The 25844-nt window shown below is 55.2% G+C and carries 20 protein-coding genes; 11 read left to right on the top strand and 9 right to left on the bottom strand.

The window, feature by feature from the left end:
- Positions 1–8 precede the first annotated feature (8 nt).
- Positions 9–470, bottom strand: a complete 462-nt coding sequence (locus J3U87_RS25815) for a hypothetical protein (RefSeq protein WP_237378673.1) — start codon at positions 468–470, stop codon at positions 9–11.
- Positions 471–765: 295 nt separating this feature from the next.
- On the opposite strand from J3U87_RS25815, the gene J3U87_RS25810 reads away from it, so the two are divergent.
- Positions 766–1278: a hypothetical protein gene (locus J3U87_RS25810; RefSeq protein ID WP_237378672.1), complete on the top strand. Its 513-nt coding sequence runs from the start codon at positions 766–768 to the stop codon at positions 1276–1278.
- Positions 1279–1382: 104 nt separating this feature from the next.
- Positions 1383–1862 carry a SixA phosphatase family protein gene (locus tag J3U87_RS25805; protein ID WP_237378671.1) on the top strand — a complete coding sequence of 160 codons (480 nt, stop codon included), beginning with the start codon at positions 1383–1385 and terminating at the stop codon, positions 1860–1862.
- A 480-nt stretch (positions 1863–2342) separates the two neighbouring features.
- On the opposite strand, the gene J3U87_RS25800 is transcribed toward J3U87_RS25805, so the two are convergent.
- A complete protein-coding gene (locus J3U87_RS25800; protein ID WP_237378670.1) occupies positions 2343–3239 on the bottom strand; it encodes a LysR family transcriptional regulator in 897 nt (298 codons plus the stop codon).
- 204 nt (positions 3240–3443) lie between these two features.
- Between J3U87_RS25800 and J3U87_RS25795 the strand changes: the two genes are divergently transcribed.
- Positions 3444–4148, top strand: a complete 705-nt coding sequence (locus J3U87_RS25795) for a hypothetical protein (protein WP_237378669.1) — start codon at positions 3444–3446, stop codon at positions 4146–4148.
- A gap of 161 nt (positions 4149–4309) precedes the next feature.
- On the opposite strand, the gene J3U87_RS25790 is transcribed toward J3U87_RS25795, so the two are convergent.
- Positions 4310–4888 carry a CPBP family intramembrane glutamic endopeptidase gene (locus J3U87_RS25790; RefSeq protein WP_237378668.1) on the bottom strand — a complete coding sequence of 193 codons (579 nt, stop codon included), beginning with the start codon at positions 4886–4888 and terminating at the stop codon, positions 4310–4312.
- A 156-nt stretch (positions 4889–5044) separates the two neighbouring features.
- Here J3U87_RS25790 and J3U87_RS25785 point away from each other — a divergent pair, with 156 nt between their 5' ends.
- Both J3U87_RS25785 and J3U87_RS25780 read left to right on the top strand, forming a co-directional pair.
- On the top strand, positions 5045–6241 hold the full coding sequence (locus tag J3U87_RS25785) for a CPBP family intramembrane glutamic endopeptidase (RefSeq protein WP_237378667.1): 1197 nt from the start codon (positions 5045–5047) through the stop codon (positions 6239–6241).
- Positions 6242–6827: 586 nt separating this feature from the next.
- Complete coding sequence (locus J3U87_RS25780) at positions 6828–7493, top strand: transposase (RefSeq protein ID WP_237378666.1); 666 nt, start codon at positions 6828–6830, stop codon at positions 7491–7493.
- 17 nt (positions 7494–7510) lie between these two features.
- Here J3U87_RS25780 and J3U87_RS25775 read toward each other — a convergent pair.
- A protein-coding gene (locus tag J3U87_RS25775) for an IS3 family transposase (RefSeq protein WP_420038213.1) occupies positions 7511–8630 on the bottom strand; the annotation gives its coding sequence in 2 pieces (ribosomal slippage) (positions 7511–8342 and positions 8341–8630; 1122 coding nt in all).
- A 1364-nt stretch (positions 8631–9994) separates the two neighbouring features.
- Here J3U87_RS25775 and J3U87_RS25770 point away from each other — a divergent pair.
- The 4 genes from J3U87_RS25770 (at position 9995) to J3U87_RS25755 (ending at position 13031) form a co-directional block, all read left to right on the top strand.
- Entirely contained in the window at positions 9995–10828 is an 834-nt protein-coding gene (locus J3U87_RS25770; RefSeq protein ID WP_237378665.1) for a class I SAM-dependent methyltransferase, read from the top strand.
- A 66-nt stretch (positions 10829–10894) separates the two neighbouring features.
- Positions 10895–11647 (top strand): RNA ligase family protein, encoded by a 753-nt coding sequence (locus J3U87_RS25765; RefSeq protein ID WP_237378664.1) that lies wholly within the window; start codon positions 10895–10897, stop codon positions 11645–11647.
- 101 nt (positions 11648–11748) lie between these two features.
- Complete coding sequence (locus J3U87_RS25760; protein ID WP_272932520.1) at positions 11749–12789, top strand: AAA family ATPase; 1041 nt, start codon at positions 11749–11751, stop codon at positions 12787–12789.
- Positions 12786–13031, top strand: a complete 246-nt coding sequence (locus J3U87_RS25755) for a hypothetical protein (protein WP_237378662.1) — start codon at positions 12786–12788, stop codon at positions 13029–13031. Before J3U87_RS25760 ends, J3U87_RS25755 begins: the two co-directional genes overlap by 4 nt.
- A 12-nt stretch (positions 13032–13043) precedes the next feature.
- On the opposite strand, the gene J3U87_RS25750 is transcribed toward J3U87_RS25755, so the two are convergent.
- Positions 13044–13352 carry a hypothetical protein gene (locus J3U87_RS25750; protein WP_237378661.1) on the bottom strand — a complete coding sequence of 103 codons (309 nt, stop codon included), beginning with the start codon at positions 13350–13352 and terminating at the stop codon, positions 13044–13046.
- Here J3U87_RS25750 and J3U87_RS25745 point away from each other — a divergent pair.
- Positions 13351–15582, top strand: coding sequence for a TonB-dependent receptor (locus tag J3U87_RS25745; RefSeq protein WP_237378660.1), 2232 nt, complete (start codon positions 13351–13353; stop codon positions 15580–15582). The two genes, J3U87_RS25750 and J3U87_RS25745, sit on opposite strands and share 2 nt — an antisense overlap.
- 421 nt (positions 15583–16003) lie before the next feature.
- Here J3U87_RS25745 and J3U87_RS25740 read toward each other — a convergent pair whose 3' ends face one another.
- From J3U87_RS25740 to J3U87_RS25730, 3 genes are all read right to left on the bottom strand, one after another.
- Complete coding sequence (locus J3U87_RS25740) at positions 16004–16387, bottom strand: VOC family protein (RefSeq protein WP_237378659.1); 384 nt, start codon at positions 16385–16387, stop codon at positions 16004–16006.
- 143 nt (positions 16388–16530) lie between these two features.
- Positions 16531–17451, bottom strand: coding sequence for a helix-turn-helix domain-containing protein (locus tag J3U87_RS25735; protein ID WP_237378658.1), 921 nt, complete (start codon positions 17449–17451; stop codon positions 16531–16533).
- Between the two features lie 1075 nt (positions 17452–18526).
- A complete protein-coding gene (locus J3U87_RS25730) occupies positions 18527–21112 on the bottom strand; it encodes a hypothetical protein (RefSeq protein WP_237378657.1) in 2586 nt (861 codons plus the stop codon).
- A gap of 892 nt (positions 21113–22004) precedes the next feature.
- On the opposite strand from J3U87_RS25730, the gene J3U87_RS25725 reads away from it, so the two are divergent.
- On the top strand, positions 22005–23930 hold the full coding sequence (locus tag J3U87_RS25725) for a GNAT family N-acetyltransferase (RefSeq protein ID WP_237378656.1): 1926 nt from the start codon (positions 22005–22007) through the stop codon (positions 23928–23930).
- Between the two features lie 395 nt (positions 23931–24325).
- Here the strand turns inward: J3U87_RS25725 and J3U87_RS25720 are convergent, their stop codons facing one another.
- Positions 24326–25780: an alpha/beta hydrolase gene (locus tag J3U87_RS25720; RefSeq protein ID WP_237378655.1), complete on the bottom strand. Its 1455-nt coding sequence runs from the start codon at positions 25778–25780 to the stop codon at positions 24326–24328.
- Between the last annotated feature and the right edge of the window lie 64 nt (positions 25781–25844).

Here is a 25844-nt window from a genome sequence, read left to right as displayed (position 1 = left end):
GATTTACCTCAATGCCCCTTGCCGGCGACGGTCGATATCATCGAATCGCTGTCCCGATCGAACAAGCGAGTCGGGTCCCTGGAGTCCCGCGCCAGGCCGCTCACTTCAATGAGGTCACTGCAAGCCGCGGTCGAGGCGAACATCGAAGAATACGTGGTCGTCGTTTCCCTTCCGGTGATCGGCAATCTGGGGGCGCAGGCATGGCCGAGTCGGCCTTGCAAATCGCCGAACGCATCGATTCCGGCGCTCTGGCCGAAGACGCTCGAGACATCATCCGCGGGTTGGAGAAGGACAGGCTCACGACGGCCGTTGACGCGAAAGCGACACGGCAAATTGCGTCCGGTAATATTGGGCCCTGAAAATCCACGCTCGATCGCAACCAGAACATCCTTATCAAAAACAAGACCCTTACAAAATATGTTGTTCCGCGACCGATTGAGCTTGGTAGAATGTGGATCTTTCTTGCCCATTTGCGGCATCGGTGGCGTGATGAACGACGCGCGCCCCAACAGAACCCTGCGAGCGAGGATTGGGCAGGATCGAAATCCAGCGAGGTGTCCCATAGCGTCCCCTAGCCTGGCGTCGAAATTTGGATCACTCCTTATCATGGCGCTGCTATTGAGTCAGTGTTTCTATCTGGGCACGCCCAATACCGAGTCACCGAGACGGCGTGGAAAGTATCACCCGGTCGCAGGAACTGCGCAGCCCCTAAGCCAGCCCAGGGAATTTGACCTCGAATGCCAGACCGAGGGCCACACCTGTGGGATGCACGCCCTATCCACGATTTACCGAGGGTACGGACTGGATCCAGAGCGTCAGGAGCTGCGGTTTCGACTGGGCGTGGATCGACGCGGCAACCCGCTGGACCCCTCCAGTCAAGGCTCTCTGCAACCGGATATCCTCCGGGTCGTTCATCAGGACGGGTTCCAAACCCACCTTGTAGATCTTCAGGAGCTTCCCGCCGCATCGGATGAGATCAAACGGCATTTGGCGCAAGGCCACTGTGTCCTGACCCTGATTCGGCGAAGGCAAAACGGCAATCTTCATTGGGTGGTCATGCAAGGTATCGAGCAGGAGGAAGTCCGGGTCTACGATTCCTTGGCCGAAAAACCCTATGGAGAACCGCTCCCGGACTTTTTGGTCAACCATATCCTGAGTGCCGTGCTGATCACGCCGGGAAATGGGGACGTGCCTTCCAACATCTGGAGGGACCACCTGCGCGGAATCAAAGAAATGCGCAAAACCCAAGAGCGCATGAAGGAAACCAAACAGCAGTAGGTTCTTGGTGCGTTGGTCTGCCAAGGATCCTTCGCTCCACGGACATGATTCGGGTACAATGATCCCTTTCGATTGAGAAATTGCACGATTGGGAGGATTCGGTGATGCGTTTCATGATGTTGCTCATGATGGCGATGGGCATTTGGGTTCAGGCCGGCGAGGTCACCCTCGTCTACTTGGTTCGCCACGCGGAGAAAGTCGACAGCAGTGATGACGCAGGCTTGACCGAAGCGGGACAGGCGCGAGCAGATAAGCTTGCCACCTTTTTTTCACGCATCCCACTCGCCGGAGTCTACGCTACCGAGTACAAGCGTACGCAGCTCACCGCGGCGCCTGTCGCAAAGGTCGCAGGCCAATCCGTGACAGTCATCGGGGCTCGCGAGGCCGGTTCGCTGGTAAAAGCGGTGCATGCGGCAAAAGGAAAAGCCCTGTTTGTGGCTGGTCATTCCAACACGGTCCCCCAGTTGATCGAAATGCTTGGTGGTCCCGAGGTACACATCGACCACGCCGATTACGACAATCTGTTTCTGTTGATGATTCACGACGACCGGGCGGTCCTGCAAAACTTTCGATTCACACCATGACCTGCCCGAGGGAGACCCGAAGCCCGGCATCTGAGTTCTGAAGATAACTCCTTATATTCTAGGCCACTATATTTTCCTGTCCCCAATTCCCCTCCCAATTCCCACCCAATTCCCCAATTCTCACCTACAGCGTTACGAGGCCTTGTCCCTCACTTCCCTTGAATGGAACCCCAGGCCAACGGGACTATCTTGGATTGTGCTTGTTACCCACCCACGATCGTTCAGCAGCCAACTGACCTCAAGCGATTTCGATTTCTGAACACTTGTCGCACAAAGGGAGACCTGAAGCCCGGCGTCCGAGCTCTGAAGATAACTCCTTATATTCTAGCCCACTATACTTGCCTGTCCCCAATTCCCAATCCTCACCTACAGCGTTACGTGGCCTTGTCCCTGACTTCCCTTGAATGGAACCCCAGGCCAACGGGACTATCTTGGATTGTGCCTGTTATCCACCCACGATCGTTCAGCAGCCAACTGACCTCAAGCGATTTCGATTTCTGAACACTTATCGCACAAAAAATCGATCAATAACTGAACCCGTAGTGGCATAAAGAGTCGATCGGGGTAAATGAGCCAGGTGGCCTTGTCGTCAATCATGTAGGAATCGAGGAGCGTCACCAAGGCGCCCGAGGCCAGGCCTTCCCGCGTCGAGTAATACGGTAGGTAGGCGATTCCCAGGCCTTTACAGGCCGCGGCGACCAGCACCGGGTTGCTGTCGTTGCTGCGCCAGTTTCCCTTCACTTGGATCTCGCGAACACCGCCGTCCACCTTGAATCGCCAACGGTCGGTGTTGCCGATCAAGCAGTTGAAGCGACGCAAATCATTTGGATGTCCGGGTGTCCCGAACTCTTTGAGGAATGTGGGACTGGCGCACAGGGTCAATTTCCGGGTCACCAGCTTTCGGGCCAACAGGTTGCCGCCCTTCAAGGCTCCGAAACGTATCGCCAGATCGAATCCTTCCTCGTGAAGGTCGACCTGGCGGTTGGCGAACACCATCTCCAAGCTGATTTCCGGATAAAGCAACATGAAATCAGCCAATATCGGCCCGATCTCTCGAGATACGAATTCTCCACCGGAACTGATCCGAATCAAGCCTTTGGGGGTTTCAACCTGATCCAGGATCCGCCCTTGGGCGGCCTTGAAGCCCGCCCACAGTTCGGAACAGGCAAGATAGTAGGTCCGACCGTTGGGTGTGAGATTCATCGAGCGCGTCGTTCGATGTAAGAGCTTGATCCCCATCCGCCGTTCCATGGCGTCGATCTGACGGCTGATGAAGGAAACCGAAACACCGAGTTCGCGTGCCGCTTTGGAAAAGCTTCCCCGCTCCACCGCCGCGACAAACTCGGGAATGCCTTTCAAGGCATCGACATCGTTCATCGTATGACCTCATTTTCGCAAAATAGCAAAAGTATTTTTCATTTTGATCTATTGTGATCATTTTAGCAAAAGCTTACATTGGCAATACACCGCGAGCACAGCGTCTGGCCGATAAGGACCTATGTCCAAAACTCCTTAACGCTCAAGACTTTGCGCGCCGTGTCTCCACAACATCCTCAAAGGAATAAAAAAGGAGTCCCAGCGATGTTTCCTCTCGGCTTTTGGTCACTTGTCTTCATGGCTTCACCGGAAGAGCGCCCAGCAATTGAAAACATAGGTTGGATCTTCAGCTACCGAATCGAATCAGGCCGGCTGTCGCACTTCGAGTCCGGCTATCGCGACCACCTGGACTGGCACCGCCGACACAAGGACCACATGGCCTGGTATGGATGGTTCGTCGCGAATGGGCCCCGCATGGGAACCTTCATTGACGGCACCTTCGGCCATCGATTCGATGCCTCGAAAAACCGCGTCGATCCTCAAGGCGATCAGGAACACTTCCAGCAATTTGTGGCTCCCTTTGTCACACCCGCCAACCGCACCACATACGAGCACCTTACAGCCGCGAGCACGAGCCGATTTCTGGAAGAACGGGAAAAACCCGAAGCCATTTTGGTGTATCGGCTGACGTTGGCGGTCGGCTGTGAAGACGCCTTTCGAAAAAGCCTGGTGGCGATTCGAAGCACGTTTTCCAATCAAGAGCAATCCATGGCGTTCAGTTGGTACAAGGTCTTGGAAGGGGATCGCATCCCAACCTACGTCTTGATGATTCCCATGGGAGAAGGATACGCGAACGTACAAACGGCCACGGCGGTCGTCTCCAACATGGACGGCAATTGGCGCGGCTTGGTCACATCGTTGGAAACGGAGACTTGGAGCTACCGCAACGATCTCAGCTATTTCCCCTAGCCGCCTTGGCGGCTAGTGTCTCTACGAATGGGTGTAATTGGTAATCGAGGACAGGTGTAATCAGGGACAGGCAAATGGAGTGTAATCGGGGACAGTCAAATGTATTTCACTGATTTTAAACCATTTAACACCCATGCATTCTTCATTCCCTGTGTCATCGCCTATCTGGGACCTACCTTCATGCTCAGGCTCAAGCTATCGGGAAAGCTGTGAGATATGGCGAAGGACACGATACAGTGAAAAAGGCCCACGACCCATAGGTTGGGAAATCGACGGTATGCGCGGCAGGAAACATATCCTGTGATCAGGGTGACCCCCATCAAAAACAAATTGGGGATATGGAACAGGGCGAAAAGACCGGCCGCAATCAAGTCAGCAATCTTCCCATCGGGGAACACCTCTCGCAAGCGCCGGTACATCACACACAACAACCCGTATTGCTGAGCCGTCCCCCAAACGAAGCCCCAAATCAAATCCCCGGGCCATTCGTGGATTGGTGGAAAATGCCAGGTCGACTGCGTGAGGAGCACCACGAGAAGCAGGGGCACCGCCAGCCACCGCAACAAGAGCCGAAGCGCTTCCAGAGCGTTGTCCAGCCTCAGTCCAATCGCTTTTGGACCTTCGCCTGCCCGGCGGTGGCCAGCCAGGCCAATACCAAAATATGCTGCCAACATGATTTGAGAATGGCCTTGGAATGCACCCTTCCAAATCCAAATATAGGAAAGGAGCAAAGTGACCATGGAGCATAGCTCGATCAACGGTTTTGTGGCTGCGGCATGGACCCGTTCTGAATGCACCCTGGCCTCCTGCCCGATCGGATGGAAATCCGAGTAGCGAATCCCGCGGTTCAGTGGGCCGGCCCGTGCCGTATTCAGTGTGAATCGACGCGAATCAACATGGAATCTGGATTGATGGGCAGAGGCGGTGGCGTCGGCGTGATTCCAGGCGTGGTTGAAAAAGGCTCTTCCATTCAATTTTACACCGCTTGTCCGTTTTCGATTCAAGCTCTAGATTTGGCATCGTACCCACAAATTGAATTCCGAGACAAAGGCATGCCCTTTTCCCTTCCCTACCTAGGATCAAGTCGATCAGCGCTGGTGGCCGTCATCACTTGGTGCATTCTCGCCGTTTTCGCCAGCGTCCATATGATGTCTCTCGAAGGGAATCCGCTTTGGTTGCGCATGGTGGCATTGGCCATTTTTGCGTGTTTGATGGGGCTGTATCTTGGCCTGATGGTCGAGGGGCCGAGTCAAGAGCCGATATCATGGCGCTGGGCACCGGTGATCGTTTTTTTGGCCTGCTACGGCCTTACCCAGGGCTATTCAGTGCTCGCCGGTCAATGGTCTGTAGCAGATGCGTTGGGTGGCGTCGCGTTCCTGGGTATCCCACTGGGCCTCGTTTTTTTGGGAAGGTCTCGCCCTTGGCCAGGATGGGTAGACGTAGCCGTGATTTTATCGCTCTGGCTCCCTTACGAGGCTCGATTGCATCCGGCTCTGCGGTTGCCGCCGGGATCGGGAGGAGTCCAGTTGTTCAAACTGATGCTGATCGTGGTAATCCTGATCATTTACGTACGGCTTCGACCCATCCCGAAATTGGGAGCGAAACTTGATCTCGACCGCAAAGAGTTTCGCATCGCTCTAATCTATTTCGCTGTTTTTGTAGTTCCGATCGCCATCCCCTTCGCCATGCTCACCGGCTTCGTGGAGCCGGGTATGGTTCCACGATCGGCCTTCGAATACAGCGTCAGGATTCTGGTAACCCTTTTCTTCGTCGCGTTGCCTGAAGAACTTCTTTTCCGGGGGCTAATTCAAAACCAGCTCATGAATCGGCTCGGAGAGCGGCCAGCACTGGTGATCGCCTCCATCTTGTTCGGCCTCTCCCATATCAACAACCTCGATCCACCATTGGTATATTTGCAGTTCGGTGCCCTAGGCAGCCTACCGGTCCCATGGGCATATTTAATTTTAGCCACCATTGCGGGCCTGATTTACGGGCGGGTGTATCTTAAAACGGGTAATCTGACTGCCGCGGCATTTACCCACACGTTGGTGGATGTCACCTGGTGGACATTTTTTGCCGGTTCAACCTCTTAAGTGGTAAGTAAGTGGGGACAGGCCAATCGAAGCATCTAGTTTTAATCGATCTACATCCGTTCTTCCGAATTGCTAATGTTATTCATACTAATTACCTTTTTGATCTAGACCTTTCCAGAACACTCTCTCCAATTCAATTTGACATCTAATAAATTTTCATTAAAGATATTCTCGACGATCCCCTAGTTCAGGCTTCGCTTACTCCAAAGGAGTAGCAAGCCATGAATATTTGCTCGCTAGTTGTTCTGTGTCTTGGACCCCCACCCAGCGTTTCCTATCTGCTGTGTGACGGCCAACTCTTGCCAATGATCCCGCCATCCCTTATTGAGGCCCTGGCGGTTGGGAATGGTGTGCTCGCCTTCGGGTTGCACAAATATTCATTCTCTCGAAAAATCGATCTCCAACCTCAAGGCTTTTGGTTCCAAGCGGTTGAGCACCACATCAGGTGTCCGCTTTCTGACATTCCGCAAGCTTCTGGGTCTTACCGAACATTGCCCTCTTTAGGTCCGATTGCGAAGCGTTTTTGTGTTTGCAGGAAACACGACATCGAGCGATGTCTCGCGGTTCGTTTGTTATGGGGGCCGCGATGAGCAGAAGGCCCCGCATCAAGCCGCAACAACCCGTAACCCGCTATCATGTGATGACCCGCACCGCCCAACAGGCATTCTACCTGAGTGACCAATGGGTGCCTGGCTTCAAAGACCGTTGTCTTCAAATCATCGAAGCGATGGCCGACATCTATTACGTGGATCTTTTTGCATGGGTCCTCATGGATAATCATTACCACTTGTGCATCGAGGTTCGTCGCCCCGACATCTGTGCAATGGATATTCAAGCCAGATACGAACGTTTACAGGAACACAAGACTTCACCGCGACCCTGGCGAACGGAATACGTGGACCGTTATTACCGACGCTTCACCGACTTGTCGCGATTCATGGCGGAGATCAACTTGCGCATGACTCGAGCGTTCAACAAGGCGTGCGGGACTAGCGGACACATGTGGGGCGGGAGATTTAAGAGCAAGATTATCGAGAACGATGAAAGCATGCTTCGAGTGATGACTTACATCGAGCAGAATCCGGTTCGCGCAGGCATTTGTCAGCGTCCATCCGAATACGAATGGTGCTCGGCAGGCAACTGTCACCAACGTCTCGCAATGGGCAGGTCGACAACGGTTCCTGCAGTTGGATTTGTGGGGACTTGGCCGAAAGAGAAGCGGGCGCTCAATATAGTGGACCCCGTTGTCTAGACCAAAAGGTGCCAAACTTAAGCTTCGGTGGCGTGGTACACCTCGGAGGGTTTCTGGTTGCCGAGCGATTGATGTGGCCGCTCGTTGTTGTAGTGTTCAAAGTACCTGTGAAGCCCATGGTACAGTTCCAGGCCGTTTTCGTAACTGTGCAGGTAGATGTGCTCGTATTTCACCGAACGCCACAATCGTTCGACAAACACGTTGTCCAGTGCGCGTCCCTTGCCGTCCATGCTGATCTGAACCTCTGCCTCCTGAAGGATTTCGGTGAATTTCGGGCTCGTGAATTGCGCGCCTTGATCGGTGTTGAATATCGAAGGTTTCTTGTTTTGCAGCGCGCGTCTCAGAACCTCGCGGCAAAAGGCTCCATCCAGCGTGTTGGAGATTTCCCAAGCCACCACGTACCGGCTGTACCAGTCGATAATCGCCGTCAGGTACATGTAGCCTCGCCGCATCGGCACATAGGTGATGTCGGTGCTCCAAACGTGGTTGGGATGGGTGATGGTCAGGTCCCGCAGCAAGTAAGGATACACGCGATGGGCCGGGTTGGCCGCGCTGGTGCGGGGCTTGGGATACACGGCCTCCAGGGCCATCAACCGCATGAGCCGTTGAATCCGTTTCCGGTTGACCGCATACCCTCGATCTCGCAGGAAGGCGGCCATGCGTCGGCTGCCGAAGTAGGGGAAATCCAGGTAAATACGATCGATCTCCGACATCAAGACCAGGTTTTCGGGCCTCTCGGGTCGCGGCTCGTAGTAGTACGAGGCTCGCGATAACCCAAGCAAGGCGCACTGCCGGCGAATGCTCAACCGGCGGTGATGGGGTTCGATACACAGCCGTTTCTCCTCAATGCAGGGATTCAGATTTTTTTTTGAGCCAGTCGAGCTCCACCTGGAGACGACCGATTTGTTCGTAAAGCTTGCCGATTTCCGGTGATTCGCCGGCGGGTTTTCGAGGAGCCTTCCCGCTCTCGAACACCTCCGGCAGGGACTCGATCACCTGCTTTTTCCAGCGGTTGATCAGGGTCGGGTGGACCCCGTACTGGGCTGACAGTTCCGAGACCGTTTTGATGCCGCGAATCGCTTCCAAAGCCACCCGGGACTTGAACTTGGGATCGTGATTGTTGCGCTTCCTAGCCAAAACTCGGTTTACCTCTCTCCGGCTCCGCAGTAGCTGTTGGCCGAGGGGGATATAAACGGACGAACGACCATGGTGTTAGGGTGGACCCCTGGCGCACCATGGACATCTTGATGGCGCAGCTTGCTGGGCCGTCAAGGTGTCCCCTGGGGTACGAGGGGTGGGCCCCAACACTATGGTGGAGCGCCCGCTTTATGCTCCCCCTTGGCTCTCTGCCCCGCTGTTTACCCGAGGTCCCACCTTAACGCTTTTGAAGCTTAGCTCCTGGTCTCGATTATGGGGTCCATTATACAACTACGTTTTTTGGATGGATTACCAAGCGTTGTGCATCCTTCATCCCAAGTTGCGTTTGGAACGACCTCCATGGGATATCGCCCAACATTGCCTGGACGAGGACACCATCACCAAGTGGCGGGAGGACTTCGAGGCGCGCAAACCTGTCGATTGGCGTACACAGGCCTATGGTTCAGAGACTTTTCATCAACAAATTTGCCAGGCCGAAGAGTGCCGTCGGATAGAGCTCGACTGGGCCAAGTGCAGCCCAGCCATTCGGAGGGAACGCAAACAACACTTCAAGAAGGAGGCGCCCTCATCGGGCCACTCTCAAGCAATTACTCGACCCAAAAATAATTAGGGCACCGGCCGAAATTAATCGAAAATGAATGCAAAGTGGTTGAAGGCAGCGACGACTGAAGGATGCCTCATGGCCAATTTCGCCCATTTCCAATGAGCCAACCATCGACGAACGGTCTAGGCGCAAAGGAGACACCACGAGAAGCCACCAATACTCCTTGGCGCCCAACGCGATAGGCAAATCCCCATGCGGCCATGCCAGCACATCTGCATTGTGCATCGGCATCTGCATCGAGATCACCCGCCAGCGCTCAAGCTTCACGAATCTAACTAGTGCCCATCCAGAAACAGGGTGTTTTTGTTAGGGATCCTCTGGATCGGTCGGGTTTCCAATGCAAGCTGCTATCAGCCTTCAGGTATCAGGTTTCAGCTAATTACCTTCGAACAAGTATCTTGCTGAAACCTGACGCCTGATACCTGATCGCGTGCCCATCCAGCCAAACCACCCTGGGCGTGGCAGCCTTTCCGTTTCTGGATGGACACTAACTAGTTGAATCTGCCTGTCCCCATTTCCCTGCATTGTGCATCGACATCTGCATCGAGATCACCCGCCAGCGCTCAAGCTTCACGAATCTAACTAGTTGAATCTGCCTGTCCCCATTTCCCTTCCCCCCACCCATTTCCTCCGTTTCCCCACCTACGGTGTCCCCGCCTCTAGCTACGCCGCTCGGTGTATACGTGGAAACGTAGCGGCACCATCCATCTTCTGGTATGGTCGGAGAGCCTCCGTCGCTTTGGCCTCCAGATCATTTGGGGTCTCCCTGATCGCTCCAGGCTCTTTCCCAAAAGAGATCCCCCCACCGAAGCCTTTTCAGGGTGTTCCAAGGAATCTATTCATTGGGTCGAAAATCGAACCCGATTGTTCCTTCGGCGTCCGCTTTTGCGCCCACACGATACTAACGGCCGGTAAGGAGCGTACCTTGGTCCCAATCGACGATTCGACCCATTACCTGAGCTTTGTCATCGCCTACATTCGCGGAATCCTCGATCTGTCCGACGAGACCGACTGTGAGGCGTTACTCGAGGCCGCAAGACAGCGGGGATTACGACTTTTCCGCTTCAAACGAAGGCACTTGCCCCGAGTGGCGCAAGTAATCGGAATGCTCAAGGGTCTTCAGCCAAGTGATCTGCTGGATGTGGGGACGGGTCGCGGAAGTTTTCTCTGGCCGTTTCTCGACCAATTCCCTTGGGTTCCCGTAACTTGCGTCGAGAACCATCCCATCCGCTGTCGCGATTTGGAATCGACTGCAAAGGGAGGGATCGACCAAATCTCGGTTCGATCCGTGGATGTACAACAGGGCCATTTCGACGAACAGGCCCATGATATCGTAACCGCACTCGAAGTATTGGAACACCTACCCCGTCCATTTCCCGCCGTTGAAAACCTGGTAAAAACAGCCCGCCGTTACATCGTGGCCTCGGTTCCCTCCAAACCGGACGACAATCCCGAACATATTCATTTTTTCGAACCAAAAATGTTTGAGTCCCTGTTCATGTCGGCCGGTGCCCAAAGGGTCGATCTAACCTGGGTGCCAGGCCACATGATTGCGCTCGTCAAGGTGTATTGAATGTTGATCAAGTATCCGCGCACACGTCATTTGGAAGGATCTCGACTCCAACCGGGGGACGAAGATTTGAGCCAGGTTCGCTTGGGTGACCTGGCGGGACACCATTTGGTGGTCGAGGAAAAAATGGACGGCGCGAATGCAGGCATCCGGTTCGACGGTCCCGATCATCTGCTCCTCCAGAGCCGTGGCCATTTTCTCACCGGCGGATATCGTGAACGCCACTTCGACTTATTCAAAGCCTGGGCGGCCCGGCATCGAACGGCGCTTTGGAACATTATGGGAAATCGCTACCTCATGTTCGGCGAGTGGCTTTACGCCAAACACACCATTTTTTACGACGCGCTGCCACACTACTTTTTAGAGTTCGACATTTTTGATCTCGAGCGACATCACTTCCTCGATACCCCGAGTCGAAAAGCCCTTATCGCTGGTAGTCCGGTCGTCTCGGTTCCTGTGCTTACCGAAGTGGACATCGATTCTCGAACGCGAACCGACACCTTGACCAAATGGATAGGGTATTCAAATGCGAAATCCCCGAATTGGCGAACCAGGTTAAAGGAGGTCGCGGCTCGGGAAGGCCTCGAACCGCATCGTATTGAAAGCGAAACAGATCCGTCCGATCTGATGGAAGGTCTTTACTTCAAGGTGGAAGCCGAGGGAAAAGTGACCGATCGTCTCAAGTGGGTTCGCGCGGATTTCCTGACCACCGTAACCGATTCAGGTAGTCATTGGTTGGATCGCCCAATCCTACCCAACCAATTGGCGCAGGGTGTCGATCTCTTCGGTTGCGACGGGCCATTTGGGGAGGTGACGCCATAATCCCCCAGCCGCTCGCTCTATTCCAAAAGTGGTGTCCCAAGCCTCCGAGCTGGCATGTGGATTGGGATGGCATCGATCACGAGTTCCGATGGATCCGGGCCATGCGCGGGTGTCCCCAAGACCCCGTCTTTCACGCAGAGGGCGATGTTTGGATTCACACCCGAATGGTGTGCGAGGCCATGGCTGCATTACCAGCGTGGCGTGCAATCGACGCCAATCAACGCACTGCTCTCTTTGCGGCTGCACTGATGCACGATATCGGGAAACCAGCCACCACTCGAGAGGAAGACGGCCGCATTACCTCGCGTGGGCATTCCGCCAAAGGCGCATCCATGGTGCGCAACCTTTTGTGGGAACAGGGTTGCCCGTTCGAGCTGCGCGAGGCCCTGGTGAATTTGATCCGTTTCCACCAAGTGCCCTTTTGGCTTGCGGAAAAAGAACATCCCGACCATGAAGTCATGCGCATCAGCCAAGGTACCCGTTGCGATTGGCTTGCAATCCTGGCCGAAGCGGACATGCGCGGTAGGGTCTGTCTCGAAGACAGTCAGAGAGCACTAGACAACATCGCCCTGTTCGCCGAATTCGCAGCGGATGCTGGCTGTTTTCGAGAGCCGATGACCTTTGTCGATCCCTACACCCGTTATCGTTTTTTCAAAGGCAAGTGGTTTCAGAACGATGTTTCAGCATATCGCGATTTCTCCGGCAACGCCTTCCTCATGAGCGGGTTACCTGGCTCCGGAAAGGACCTTTGGGTTCATCGCCGTCTGTCGGGCTTGCCAATGGTTTCACTGGACGACATGCGACGTAAAATGGGGGTGAAACCTTCCGACAATCAAGGCCGGGTGATCCAAGCCGCGAAGGAAAGGGCAAGAGTTTTCTTGCGAAAGGGCCTATCGTTTGTTTGGAACGGTACCAACCTCACCGCGAAATTGCGTCAACCCCTGATCGAATGGTTCGAAGACTACCGGTTTCATGTCACGCTGGTCTATGTCGAAAGTCTCTACGAGCACCAAGCGACTCAGAACAAAAATCGAGACCACGTCGTACCCGACCGAGTCATCGGTCGAATGCGTGAGCAGTGGTCCGTTCCCGATCCCTTCGAAGCCCATGACGTGATTTTCGAGGTTTCCGGAGGCGCATGACCGAAGCACTCGTCATCGCAACTCTTTCATTTCAAGTTTTTTTCGTTTGCCTGTCCCCTTTTCCCCGGTTTCATGTCACGCTGGTCTATGTCGAAAGTCTCTACGAGCGCCAAGCGACTCAGAACAAAAATCGAGACCACGTCGTACCTGACCGAGTCATCGGTCGAATGCGTGAGCAGTGGTCCGTTCCCGATCCCTTCGAAGCCCATGACGTGATTTTCGAGGTTTCCGGAGGCGCATGACCGAAGCACTCGTCATTGCAACTCTTTCATTTCAAGTTTTTTTCGTTTGCCTGTCCCCTTTTCCCATCCCCTTTTCCCATCTACCGTCCAAGAAGGAAGCAAGCGAGTAGCAAAAGGCTCCAGAAATCGCCCAAGGCCTCCCGCAACGACCTCTCCACCGACGCCTTTGGGCCTCACCTCGAGGCCAACTTTGGTTTCAATATGATCCGCGTCAGGTTTCGGGGCTCTTTCGCTTTTGGGCTGGGTTGACAGGGCTCGGTAGGGGCGTAGAATGACCGCGTATTGAGACTGCTTCTCATTTCTGACAAGAGGTTTTTTCATGCGCCTGCTTTCCAGTTTCCTCCTTCTCTTTTCGCTCCAGGTCCTTTCCGCCGATTCGATCCTACTTCGGGGCTCTGTTACCGACACCGCCGGACAGCCGATCGCCGATGCCGAGATCGCGGTCGAGCACACCCAAATCCGAACGACCACCGATCGCCTCGGCAGGTTCGAACTCCGCTTCCTGCGACCAGGCACCTACCACTGCGATATCACGGCGACCGGGTTCACGGCGGTTCACCTCGATCTGGATGTGGCGTCCGTGAAAAAAACCATCCTCATCCGCATGGAACCCGAATTCAGGCAAGAATTGGTGGTGACCGGAACCAAAATCGCCAAACGCCTGGCCGAGACTCCGGTCCGAACCGAACTGGTTACCCGGGATCAGATTGAGGCGACGGGCTCGCGAACGCTCGCCGACTCAGTGGAATACACGACGGGAGTCCGCGTCGAATCGAACTGTCAGAACTGCAATTTCTCCCAAATCAGAATGTTGGGCTTGAACGGCAGCTATTCCGAAATCTTGGTGGATGGCCAGAACACCTTCTCCTCGTTGGCCCATGTGTACGGCATCGAGCAAATCCCGGCCCGCATGATCGACCGCATCGAGATCGTGAAAGGCGGCGGCTCCGCACTATACGGTGCTGGAGCGGTGGCCGGCGTGGTCAACGTCAAAACCAAAATGCCTTACGAAAGTGGCGGTGTCGCAGCCTACAACTCCGGTTGGATGGACGGTAATCCGATGCATTCGCTGAACGGCCTTTATGATTGGGTCTCCTCGGACAAGAACACCGCCCTGACCGTCTTCGGCCAAGACGATGCGGTCCCACCCGTCGATCTCAGCGGTGACGGCTACACGGAAGTCAGCAAACGCCAGCTACGTTCGATCGGCGCAAGATTGAACCAATACTTGATGGATCACGCGGCCCATCTTTCGATCCATGCCACTACGATGAAAGAAGATCGCCGCGGGGGTAATGCGTTGGATCGGCCCGAGCATCAGGCCGATATCGCCGAATCGGTCACCAGTGAAAGAGTCTCCATCGGCGCTAGCTGGCGTCACAGCCTCGGCGGGACCCTCGATTACGCGCTGAGCGCCAACTACGCCGACATGGACCGCGATAGCTACTACGGCGCCGGCCAGGATCCGAACGCCTATGGGATGACGTCCAATCCCCTTTGGATCGTCGACGGATCCATCAACTACTACCGCGGCAAACACACGGTCACCATGGGACTCCAGTACGAACATGACGAAATGGAGGACAGTCAGCCCGCCTACAATCGGCTCACCTCTCACCGGTACCGAAACGTCGGGTGGTATTTTCAGGACGATTGGTCACCCACGGGCGACTTCAGCATCCTCACCGGTTTGCGTATCGATCGACATTCGGAGTTGAGCTCGGAGATCATCTCGCCGCGAATCGCCCTGCGCTGGATGGCCGCGCCGGGAATTACATTGCGAACCTCGGTCAGCAGCGGTTTTCAGGCCCCCAAGGTGTTCGATGAAGACTTGCACATCAGTCAGGTTGGCGGGGAAGGTCTGATCATCGAAAACGCCGAGGATCTGAAAGAAGAAACCGCCGTCAACTACCTGATCGGCGCGGAAGTCATGCCACCCCTGTTGAAGCCCTATCAAATCTATGCGGAATTCAACCTGTTCTACACCCGAATCGAGGACCAGTTCCTCGTCGTCGAAGCGGACGACCCGACAACCGATCCATTCGAGTTCTCGCGGCAGAATTTTGGCGAGGCCGAGGTCTACGGGGGCGAAGTGAATGTTGGCTACCGATGGCAAAAAAAATGGGATGTCCAACTGGGTTATGTCCGCAAAAAGAACCTGCTCCAAGAGCCGGATCCTGATTTCTCCACCCGAGAAGAATTCCGAACCCCCGATCAATACGCCAACCTGAGTCTATTTTGGAATCCACAGCGCACCTCGCGCCTCTTCTTGGGCTATCGATATACGGGGACGATGAAATCCCCTCACTACGCAGGCTACATTCAGGAAGACCGCTTGGAAACTCTCCCCGAATTCCACACCCTGGATGCCAGTTACAGTCACCAGATTTCCTTGGGCGAGAACCGGGAAATGGAAATCTCGTTGGGCGGCAACAATCTAACCAACACCTTCCAAAAGGATATCGACCAGGGACCGGACCGCGACTCCACCTACGTCTACGGGCCACGCTTCCCTCGCAGATTCTTCCTGAACGTCCAGTTCAATTTTTAATCGCATTTTTCTCGGAGCGTGATTTCCAAACTCATCGAGAGCCACGCAAAACGCCTGCGGAAATCTATATCATGGCCGCGGACGGCTCGGGCCAAAAACGAGTGACCATCCTGAACGCCCGAAGCCATTATCCTTAATGGTCACCCGACGGAGAAATTCTCGCCTTCGAAACCAATGTCACGGGCGATCTGGAGATCTTCGTCACGAAGCCGGACGGGACGGATATGGAAAACGTCACGAACCATCCCGCCCGCGACACCAGCGTTTCATGGTCACCCGCTGGGCACAAGCTTGTGTTCATCTCGGACGGGGATGGTCAGGCCGACATTTTCGTGATGCACATATCGAAGACAAACGCACGCCGGTGGGAGTGAATTCTCCCGTTCGGAATGTTCGATTCCCCCCTCTCAAAACCAAGATCTTAAAGTGGGAAATGAGGGTTGGAGACAATATCCACGCCAACGCCGTTGGGATCGACGATGCTGAAATGGCGGTCACCCCAGGGTTCGTCACGGAGGGACACGACAACGGGGACGCCGAGATTCATCAGGTGGGCATGAACCGCATCTACATCGGCGACATTGATCGTCAGATACACGCCCTGGCCGTCGAAGGGCTGCTGAAAGAGACTGGGTTGGCTGGGGTGGTGTGGTTTCAGAAAGGAAAGTTCACTGTAATGGGGTTCGGGCGTGGCCATCAAGATAAACCAATCATTCTCGAAAACCACCTGGAAATCGAGTAGCTCGGTATAGAACCGTTTGGTTTCAGACACTTTTTCCGTAATGATTCCTGCATTGCAGCGCATGGTTCGCCTCCTCGGTAAGGGTAAGTACAGATGGTCATCGTTTCAGACATAAAGAATGGTTGCGGCGGGGTTCCCACCGACCTGGGTGCCAAGCGTGTTGCGATGGTTTTCAGATATGGATGGGTCGACGATTCGAAAACCGGCTAGCGAGCGACTTCGTGATTCGAGTTCGATGGATCTGCGTCCGGCAGCCACACCTCGATTTCTCCACGGCGACCAACGGGATCGAAACGATGATCGTACCGTTCGAAATCGGCACCGATCAACGTGCCGAGTCCGCCCTTTGGCAGCCAGGTCCCCCAGATGTAGTTGAGCGTATGGGGAAATTGATCGAGGGCACCCCGGTGGGTAAACACCCGGTATGACCCGCCTGGCAACAGGTAACGCACCATGCTTGGCGGGACGCCGAGCTCCTCACGAAAAGGCACGGCGGTCAGGTAGATGAAATCGCCGGATCGCCGCGGGCTCACCTCCGGATGCTCTCCGAGACAGAGACCGAAGGAAGCACCGATTTCATTCTCGGCCGAATAACCGTCGATCGCCTTCGCGAACCGACCCCATTGCGTTTCGATCGCGGCAAAATCGGCATCGGTATACGACCCCGCCAAACCCACCACCTCTATGGATTCGCGCCGGCGCAAATCAGGTATCAGGGTTGCGGAGGTCTGGAGTGATTGCATCAGCTCTTCGGAGGCCGGAACTTTCTCCGTGTATGTCGGTCGGGGCCGTTCCTTGCGAAAAGCGCCAGGAGGCATGCCGAACATGCGTTTGAACGCGCGTGTGAAAGCCGCTTGAGATTCGAACTGGCAAGCCAATGCGATGTCGAGAATGGCGCGCGAGGACTCCTGCAAGGAGCGACACGCTTCGGTGAGCCTCCGCTTGCGCAGGTACTCCGCGACCGTTTCACCCAATACCGCGTGAAACATGCGGTGGAAGTGGTAGGGCGAAAACGCCGCCTGAGCAGCGATATCTTCGAGGGAAACTGCTTGAAACAAGTGCGCCTCCATGAAGTTCACGGCCGCGGCCAGGCGCGGATAATATCCTTCTATTCGACGCGGGGTCATCGTAGACACTCCCTTCCGGTTCAGGCACGTCCTGTAATGCAGAACATCATATGCTGTCAGGCTTTGCGATGTTTGATCATTCTTGCGGAATTGCAGGGTTTCGCTTTTCGAGGCACTCGACCGAAACCGCTCCCCTTCCGCATTCACCAACGAGGTGAAATCCAAAAACAACCTGACTTATAACTTGTTTCGTTTGAGCCTGTTTCATTTGCCTGTCCCCAACACGCCGGTTTCGTAGACACTCCCTTCCGGTTCAGGCACGTCCTGTAATGCAGAACATCATATGCTGTCAGGCTTCGCGATGTTTGATCATTCTTGCGGAACTGCAGGGTTTCGCTTTTCGAGGCACTCGACCGAAACCTCTCCCCTTCCGCATTCACCAACGAGGTGAAACCCAAAAACAACCTAACTTATAACTTGTTTCGTTTGAGCCTGTTTCATTTGCCTGTCCCCAACGGGCTTCCCACCAACGGGCTTCCCACCAACGGGCTTACCAACGCGCTTGCTGGACGGTCCACCGATCCGGCTTCATCGGCACCAACGGGCTTCATTTGCCTGTCCCCAACGGGCTTCCCAACGCGCTTGCTGGACGGTCCACCGATCCGGCTTCATCGGCACCAACGGGCTTCATTTGCCTGTCCCCAAAAGGCTTACAACGCGCTTGCTGGACGGTCCACCGATCCGGCTTCATCGGTATGTGGAATGGCACCACCGTTTTCCTTGGCCACCCCCGCTCGCTCGCCGATGCGCACGCCGCATTCACCATCGAAGCGGATGCTTAAAACGAACGGGCGTACAACTTATTTCGTTTGAGCCTATTCCGTTTGCCTGTCCCCAATTCGCCTGTCCCCAATTCCCCCTATTCCGCATTCACCATCGAAGCGGATGCTTAAAACGAACGGGCGTACAACTTGTTTCGTTTGAGCCTATTCCGTTTGCCTGTCCCCAATTCCCCCAATTCGCCCGAACCGGGGGCATCGGCGGCGTCGGCACCTATGTCGGGAGGAGCGTGCATGTGGGCCGTTCGGGCTCCGCTCGGCTCGATCGTCGTTTCGACTTTATCGGGAGGCCGCGGTCAATCCGCGCACATGACGGCACCACCATTGACCATGGTCACCAAATCCCGCACGTCGACCCGCACGCCCTCGGGACCGTCATCCCAATAGCTCAATGAATTGGCCCAATCGTTGTCCAAGCGGGTAACCACGCCGAGCCGATCCAATTGCGGCATGGTCCGAAACCGATTGAGCCGCGTCGTTTCGCCACCAGGTAATTCCAACCGGTACAGGTACAGGTCCGGACCGTCCTCCTCCTGGTTCCCCGTGGGGCACGGATTCGTGCCCCCCCAATGCATCGCCCAATACAGAACGTTGCCCGAACGGTCGATGGCCAGGTCGATTATCCGAAAAAACGTGGCGTAATGGATTTGTAGATCGTTTCCATCGCGATCGATACTGAAGATGATTTGGTCGGTCCGGCCCGGCATCGAATCGGTGCCCGTCCCCACGATAAAAAGGCGCCGCGATTTGCGGTTCCAAAACATCGAGGTACCCAACGCTTCGACATTCGGGTGGCTTGCGGCCGTAAAGATCGTCGTTTGCGCACCGCCATCGGAAAGATTGGCCCGGTGCACCGCGGTTCCGTCGTACCAAAAGACTTCCTGATCGGCGGCATTCACGCAAAACGCCCGAAACAGATGTTCACCGGCCAACTGAAGCACCGTGCGAACACTGTTTCCGTCGGAATCGGCTTCCGACAGGGTCAGGGCGAAGTCATCGGTCCAATAGAGCTTGTCCGTAATGGACTCGTAATGGACCAGGTTTGGATCCAGATCGGTGTCGACTACCGTTTCTACATCCGAGCCGTCACCGAATGCCGATGCTTTGCGAATGTCGTTCGAATCTTCCTCGCTCCAAAACAACGTGTGCCTCACCGGGTCGACACTGAAATCGATCGGTGTTTGCACTGGAAGGTCGCCCAATTGTTGGGACAGCTCCTCGAGAGCCACGAACCGGTAGGAAGTTCCCGAACTTTCCGGAATCACGATTCGGTTTACATGCAAGCCCAACAACGGCCTGTGGGTTATGTCCAACGCAACTGTTTGTTGGGCGATACGATCCGTATCCAAATCGATGACGCGAACCTCCGAATCTACCCTGCAAAACGGATGAGGGATTATCTCGAAAAAGTTCCCATTCAGAGGGTTGTATAAGAAAAACAGGGAACTACCCGACCAAACCCGAAAGAACAATTCCACGCCATTCAAGTCGTAGGCACGCAGGACGTTCTGTTCTTCCGCATAGATGCGGTTCCGTTCCCCATCCACAAAAAACTTACCCGCCTGAGGAGCGGGCACGGGAAGGGGTTCCAACACCACCGTCGGATCCCCACCGGTGAGGGATGTGCGCAGCAAACCCCGAACTCCACTCTCGTTCAACAAGGTGATATACAGGTGCTCGCGATCCAGATCCAGAAGAAGATCGTCGATGCGGTCCACACCGGCAGGCTGGAAACTGGTGACGAAATTGCCCGCTTCGTCCACATGAACCACTTCGGTCTCGTCGAACCAAAAAAAAGCATCGCTGCAGGGATCGAATCTCAGGGCACCGTTGCGATTTCCGAAGGCTTCGGCCTCTGCAAAAGGCGTGTAGGTGTTTTCCTGCAACGGGCCGGTCGCCCAAGTCTCCTGGATCGGATCGTAAAAAAAGATCCGATCTTGGCGCAAGCTCAAGGAACCGGGGTCGTAAAGCGCGCCCATGGCCTCGAGCAGGGTCGCTTCACCGCTGACCAAATCGCCGCGATAGAGGTAGATTTCGGATTGAGTGTACCAAACCGTGTTGGTATGCCAGTCGAATGCCCCAAACGAGAAGTCTGTTTCGAACAGCCGATCGAGGTTCTGTCCCAACAGATCGCTCGACTGGACACCCGCGTTGTCCAGCCACACCAGACGCGTCTCGTCCCCGTTGAATTGCAGGTCGTAGGGGGCGTTGGCGAGATCCTGGACCAATACCTCCGAAACCCCGCTCTGAACGTTGGTGCGCGCCAAATCGTCGCCGAGCCAATGTACCAGGCTCTCGTCGCCATTCACCACAAACGAACTCGCGGTGGAGACGGAGAGATCCACCAGCGGCTGGGGCGAACTGCCGTCGACCCCCGCGCGAAAGACCGACGCACCGATCAAATAGTAGAGCGCCACGCCAGGCCGCAGGAAAAAGGCGTCAATGGTTGGGTCGGCCACGAGCAACGTCGCCTGAGTTCCATCGGTCGCGACGCGGTGAATCCCCTCAGCGGATCGCCAATAAAGGGTTCCGGCCTGTTCGTCCAGCACCAATCCGTCGTGATTCACCAATTCCGTGGCCAGAATGTTCAGATCCTGTCCATCCAAATCGCGACTACGCAGCTCGTCATCGGTGAAATAGAAAAGCCGGGCCGCATCGGGTGAGACGGTAATTTGCCGCAAATGCTCCTGAGTGGTTTCAATGGTCTCGAAATTCCGATTCTCGAGTGGCACGGCACGAAACACACCGTCCTCGTCGAGCCCGATCAATTCACTGCGTTGAATGCCTCCCATGCCCCAGCTCGTCCACGAAAGCCAAACCGAGGCGAGGGCCAAGCACCGAATCATCACGCGTTTGGGAACCAGTTCCCGAAGAAGGATCATCACGGACTCCCTAGGCCGGTTCTCGCTTGAGTTCCGGCGCGACAAAAATACATGTTTGAAAGGTTCTCTCCACAAATTAGCCGCTCGTTGCCGATTGTCAATCACGAAGTCGTGAAAATGACTTTCTTTAGGGGGGATAAGGTAGAACCATCATTCCTGGTACTTGCCAATCTGGATGACGTTTCCCACCCTCGAACGCCAGCAAAAAGCCAGGGCTCATTGTTCAGTGCGTAAAACCAGACAAATTCCGGAAAAAAATCTCAGACAACCTTCCGTTTTTGAACATGGCCACCGGAAGAACGGCAATGTTTGTCGAAAGGCAAGTTTCTCATCGCGGGGGTTCGATCCAAAAGGCCTGGAGCCCTTGTTCGTCATCCAGATCTCGAGCACAGGTACGGAATATACACCCTAACTTGGTTTGGTGTGAGCCCGTTGGACAATCATGTTTCCCTTGTTTGCCTGGCGGTCGAATCCCATAGGCGAAATCGGGATGGAGAACTGCCTAGTCGGCGCACGCCAAGCTTCGGAACCAACAAGCCATCCGCTTCGCATTCCTCATAGATGCGACAGCTCTTCCAGGAAAGAACCACAACCCTTTTAATTAAAGACCTTTAGGAAACATGCTCATTTTTTATTAAAAAACGGTATAGGTTTTCCCATCTCATTTGGTTAATGCAGGTAGAGGGCGGATGATGGAAACCGATTCCCATAGCCCAGTATCACGTTATGGTTATCGAAAGCCAAAACCGTCATGCCGAGCATTTGCCATTTATCGATCATCTACGGCACTATCACTATGCTCCGTATCATATAGCCCTTGTGTGTTGTCTTCAAAAAAACGTCAAAACTAACACATCTACCCCAAACCATTTACGCACTATTGGAGGATTTCATGAATACTATGGCTGAATCTGAAGCTTGCGGTGCATTCGATCCCTTGCGCGATTGGCTCCAATCCGGTGGCGCCCAATTGCCCAAAATGGAAATTCGGCACATCGGTTCGGCTGAACGTGGCCTTTTCAGTAGGGAGCCCTTGGCGTGCGGAGAACGGTTGATGTGCATCCCCCGCCACCTGGTCATGTGTTCGGACCTGGCCAGAGAATCCCAAATCGGCCGTGACATGACGAAGGCCAGCCTGCCTTTTGAATCGCAACAGACCTACCTCGCCGCGTTCATCCTCACGGAGTTGGAGAAGACCCACTCCCCTTGGCACACCTACCTCAACACACTGCCAAAGAGCTTCGAAGAGGTCCCCATTTTTTTCAAGGACGAGTGGTTGGAAGTCATCAAGGGATCCCTGACCCACAAGCTCATCCAAGATCGGCGCTCGCTGATACGTGGGGAGTACGCCATGCTGTGCGAAGCCGTTCCTTCTTTTGCGAGTTTCCCCTTCACGCGGTTTTCCTGGACCATGACCGCCGTCGATACCCGGTGTTTTGTCATCCCCTCCCGATTCGGCGGCCAAGCCGTTGCGCTGGTACCCTTCGCCGACATGGGCACCCACGATCGTTCCACCCCAACTCAATGGTCCTATTCCGAAGCATCGCAGTCGTTTCATTTCACAGCCACCTCGGATATGCCGGCTGGCGTTCACGTGTCCATCGATTACGGAACCAAGACCAAAACAAAACTTTTTGTTCGATATGGTCGGTTGGAAGCAGATCCATCTGAAGGTACCGCCGAAATCGAGGTTCCCCTCCTCAGTGACGATCCCTGGCGTCGTGAAAAAGCGGCCTTTATTCGTCGCTGCGGCGGGCCGATCTTCCACCTTTCTCTTTCGGATTTTTCGGGCCTCGAAAACCTCTTATCCGCGATTCGGTGCGCGCTAGCTGATTGGAATTCGCTGACACAACGCATGCTCACAGGTGCGGGTAAACCCCACACACGTGCTGGAGAACACGCCGTCTTCGGCATGCTCGCCGACTTGTGCCGTCAGGCGCTGGCCCGATTCTCCCCGTCTCCAACGTCGCATCCGCTGTGGGGTCGATACGCCATGGACGACGATGGCAGCGATGAACAAATGGAGCACCTTCTCGAAATGCGCGATGCGGAGCGGAGCCTGTTGTATCGCCTGCTCGATTTTGCCAAGCAGATGGGATCGCATTTGGCGGGACCTGCCACTTCGACACTTGGCCAAGGCAATCAACCTCGCTTGAATGCCGCACCAAGGGCCAGGACCGCCCTTTGGCACGACCAACGACCACCTCTTTCGAGCCAGCCCGAACCTATCATCGCGATTCAGACCCATCTCGACCACGGGGAGGGCTGCTCGACCGGCAACGATCCCCTACTCATGATTTCTACCGATGCCACGGCCTGGCCCCTCCTGTGCCGGATTCAGGTGCAACCCGAACAACGCCATTTCACCCCTTCCCCCTTGGAACTGATCCATCGGCAACTGACGCAAACCCATCGACCTACCCAGATCGTGGCCATCCACCATGGCATGCGGCCCATCGGTATGTTCACCCTGTCTTTTGAAGTGGGTGGCCAGGTATGGCTCGACGGATTCCAGCTCGATCGCGACTACCAAGGGCAGGGCATCGGCCGCAGGGCTTTGCGCACGGCGTTGAACCTCGCGCTCGGGAACCGAGCTTGCCGAGGCGTCTGGTTGAAAGTACACCGAGACAATCTCGTGGGGATCCGCCTTTTCGCGAAGGAGGGATTTTCCTGGAACACCATGCACGACGGCAACCCCAACGGCATGATCACCATGAAAAAGCTCCATTCCGTGATCCAAAACCATCAGTCCAGCTCGTGGGCAATACCCGAGAATTCACCGATGTCTACCCGAGAAGCCCTTCGAGTCGCCGTGTGAGCGGTGGTTGGGGATAGGGGGATTGGGTGAGCGGTGATTGGGCGGGGGGTGGTTGGGAACTGGAGCGGTGGTTGGAGGGGATGGTTGGGGACAGGCAGATGTTTCTCTCTGTCTTCATTGGAGATAGACCACTCCCTCTCCGCATTCCTAAAAAAGTGGGGACCGCCACCCTTCTGCAGAAGGATGACGGTCCCCGAAGGGTCGCCAGTAAGTCTGACCTATCTCTGGAATTCCACAATATCCAGCGGTGATTGGGCGGTGATTGGGGACAGGCAGATGTTTCTCTCTGCCTTCATTGGAGATAGACCACTCCCTCTCCGCATTCCCAAAAAAGTGGGGACCGCCACCCTCCAGCAGAGCGTGACGGTCCCCGAGGGGTCGCCAGTAAGTCTGACCTATCGCTGGAACTCCACGTTATCCAGCAGAATCCTGCCGAACGTGTTCCTGGTAAATTCGAACCAGATGTACTTGATCCGGCCCTGGTCGATGCCAGAGAAATTGTCCAGGTCAACCAGCACCGTCTGCATGGCAGATTTGCTGTAATCGCCCTCCGGTTTGCTGCAGGCCCCGACAGATTCCTCCAACTCGTAGCGGTCGGGAAACGGGATGGCCGCAAATTGACTGGCCCAAACCGAACGATGGTTGTTGTGTTCATCCGTCAGCCAGACCTTGAAGTCCTGATCCTGATTGTATGGGTTGTACAAAAACCCACCCGGCTCCGAATGAACCTGGCCCACGCGAAAAGCCAAATCCTTGAACCGTTTCAGATCCCGTTGGCCTTCCGGCACCGTAAAACGCAGGTACTGGGAGACATTGGCACTCTGCCAAGTGACGCGCAACGCCACCGTATCGTGAGGAGAATGACTGGAGAGCAGCATCGAATCCGCCCGAGCGATCTGAAGCGACGGGGTTTTGGTGTAATTGACATCGGGACCGTCGAAATGATTGATCACCCTGCGGATTTCGGAACTGAATTGGGTGAACAAGCGGACCGGGCTCCCCTCGGGATTGCCCCATCCGTCCGATTTGGTCGTGGTCATGGCGGCGACCGAACCGGGCTTCCAAGCGCCGCGAAACATTCCCTCGTATTGATCCTGCCCAAAAATGCGCCAACGCAAAAACCCAGTGAGATAGGCCTTGGCGATACAGGTCATGTCGTCGTAACTGAAGTACCCCGTGTGCGGGTAACAAAGGTTGGGCGACGTGAGCCAACCATCGTGGGTCGCGCCGTACACGAAGGCCATCGACTTGTGCATGGGTGTAAAAGTTTGGGTTCCCTCGGTGGAGAATTCGACACCGGCACGATCGTAGGCCGCGTGGGCCGCCGCCGGAACATCCGGAGCGAAAACACTCCACCCGAGCGTGTCCTGGTCGCGAGAGCCATACAGCGCGAAATACGCGGGAACGGCCGTCGGATCCAAGAAATCATCTTTCTCGGAAACCGGCGACAACCCCACCAACGCCTGGAGGTTCAGGGGCTTGCCCTGATACCAATTCAGCATGGCGGCCTCCACGGCCATGGTCCCGCCGAAACTGTGACCGATGATGGCGACCGGCGCATCCGCGTCCAAGCCGAAGGTTTGCTGAACGTCGGTGATAAAATCTCGCGGTGGAATCTGTTGCGCGTTATTGAACCGGTCGTAGGAAACCGCGATAAAGCCATTGCGGGCGAGATGTTCCATCAACTCCCAATATTTGTGATGGTAGTGAGATCCTCCCGTTCCAGGATTGGCGTGAATGATCAAAACCACGGGCGTCTGGCGGTTGAAATAGGCCTCGAATGGGTAATAGACCAGGCCGTTGTCGCCGTGATTGGGCGGGTCGGCCCCCAGACTGAAGAACTCACTCACGGCCCCCAACTGCGCCAGGGGATATTGATAGGTCGCCCCCAAAATGTTGGGATGCGTGGTTTCG

The organism is Sulfidibacter corallicola, from assembly GCF_017498545.1.
Taxonomy (GTDB): Bacteria; Acidobacteriota; Holophagae; order Acanthopleuribacterales; family Acanthopleuribacteraceae; genus Sulfidibacter; species Sulfidibacter corallicola.
Note: the sequence above shows the minus strand (reverse complement) of the source record. Positions and strands in the feature narration are given on the sequence as shown.

What these genes read in the sequence shown, in the direction of transcription:
- J3U87_RS25815 (WP_237378673.1), bottom strand. Translation starts at nt 470, where the DNA reads ATGGGCAAGAAAGATCCACATTCTACCAAGCTCAATCGGTCGCGGAAC.
- J3U87_RS25810 (WP_237378672.1), top strand. Translation starts at nt 766, where the DNA reads ATGCACGCCCTATCCACGATTTACCGAGGGTACGGACTGGATCCAGAG.
- J3U87_RS25805 (WP_237378671.1), top strand. Translation starts at nt 1,383, where the DNA reads ATGCGTTTCATGATGTTGCTCATGATGGCGATGGGCATTTGGGTTCAG.
- J3U87_RS25800 (WP_237378670.1), bottom strand. Translation starts at nt 3,239, where the DNA reads ATGAACGATGTCGATGCCTTGAAAGGCATTCCCGAGTTTGTCGCGGCG.
- J3U87_RS25795 (WP_237378669.1), top strand. Translation starts at nt 3,444, where the DNA reads ATGTTTCCTCTCGGCTTTTGGTCACTTGTCTTCATGGCTTCACCGGAA.
- J3U87_RS25790 (WP_237378668.1), bottom strand. Translation starts at nt 4,888, where the DNA reads ATGGTCACTTTGCTCCTTTCCTATATTTGGATTTGGAAGGGTGCATTC.
- J3U87_RS25785 (WP_237378667.1), top strand. Translation starts at nt 5,045, where the DNA reads ATGGAATCTGGATTGATGGGCAGAGGCGGTGGCGTCGGCGTGATTCCA.
- J3U87_RS25780 (WP_237378666.1), top strand. Translation starts at nt 6,828, where the DNA reads ATGAGCAGAAGGCCCCGCATCAAGCCGCAACAACCCGTAACCCGCTAT.
- J3U87_RS25760 (WP_272932520.1), top strand. Translation starts at nt 11,749, where the DNA reads ATGCGCGGGTGTCCCCAAGACCCCGTCTTTCACGCAGAGGGCGATGTT.
- J3U87_RS25755 (WP_237378662.1), top strand. Translation starts at nt 12,786, where the DNA reads ATGACCGAAGCACTCGTCATCGCAACTCTTTCATTTCAAGTTTTTTTC.
- J3U87_RS25745 (WP_237378660.1), top strand. Translation starts at nt 13,351, where the DNA reads ATGCGCCTGCTTTCCAGTTTCCTCCTTCTCTTTTCGCTCCAGGTCCTT.
- J3U87_RS25750 (WP_237378661.1), bottom strand. Translation starts at nt 13,352, where the DNA reads ATGAAAAAACCTCTTGTCAGAAATGAGAAGCAGTCTCAATACGCGGTC.
- J3U87_RS25740 (WP_237378659.1), bottom strand. Translation starts at nt 16,387, where the DNA reads ATGCGCTGCAATGCAGGAATCATTACGGAAAAAGTGTCTGAAACCAAA.
- J3U87_RS25735 (WP_237378658.1), bottom strand. Translation starts at nt 17,451, where the DNA reads ATGACCCCGCGTCGAATAGAAGGATATTATCCGCGCCTGGCCGCGGCC.
- J3U87_RS25730 (WP_237378657.1), bottom strand. Translation starts at nt 21,112, where the DNA reads ATGATCCTTCTTCGGGAACTGGTTCCCAAACGCGTGATGATTCGGTGC.
- J3U87_RS25725 (WP_237378656.1), top strand. Translation starts at nt 22,005, where the DNA reads ATGAATACTATGGCTGAATCTGAAGCTTGCGGTGCATTCGATCCCTTG.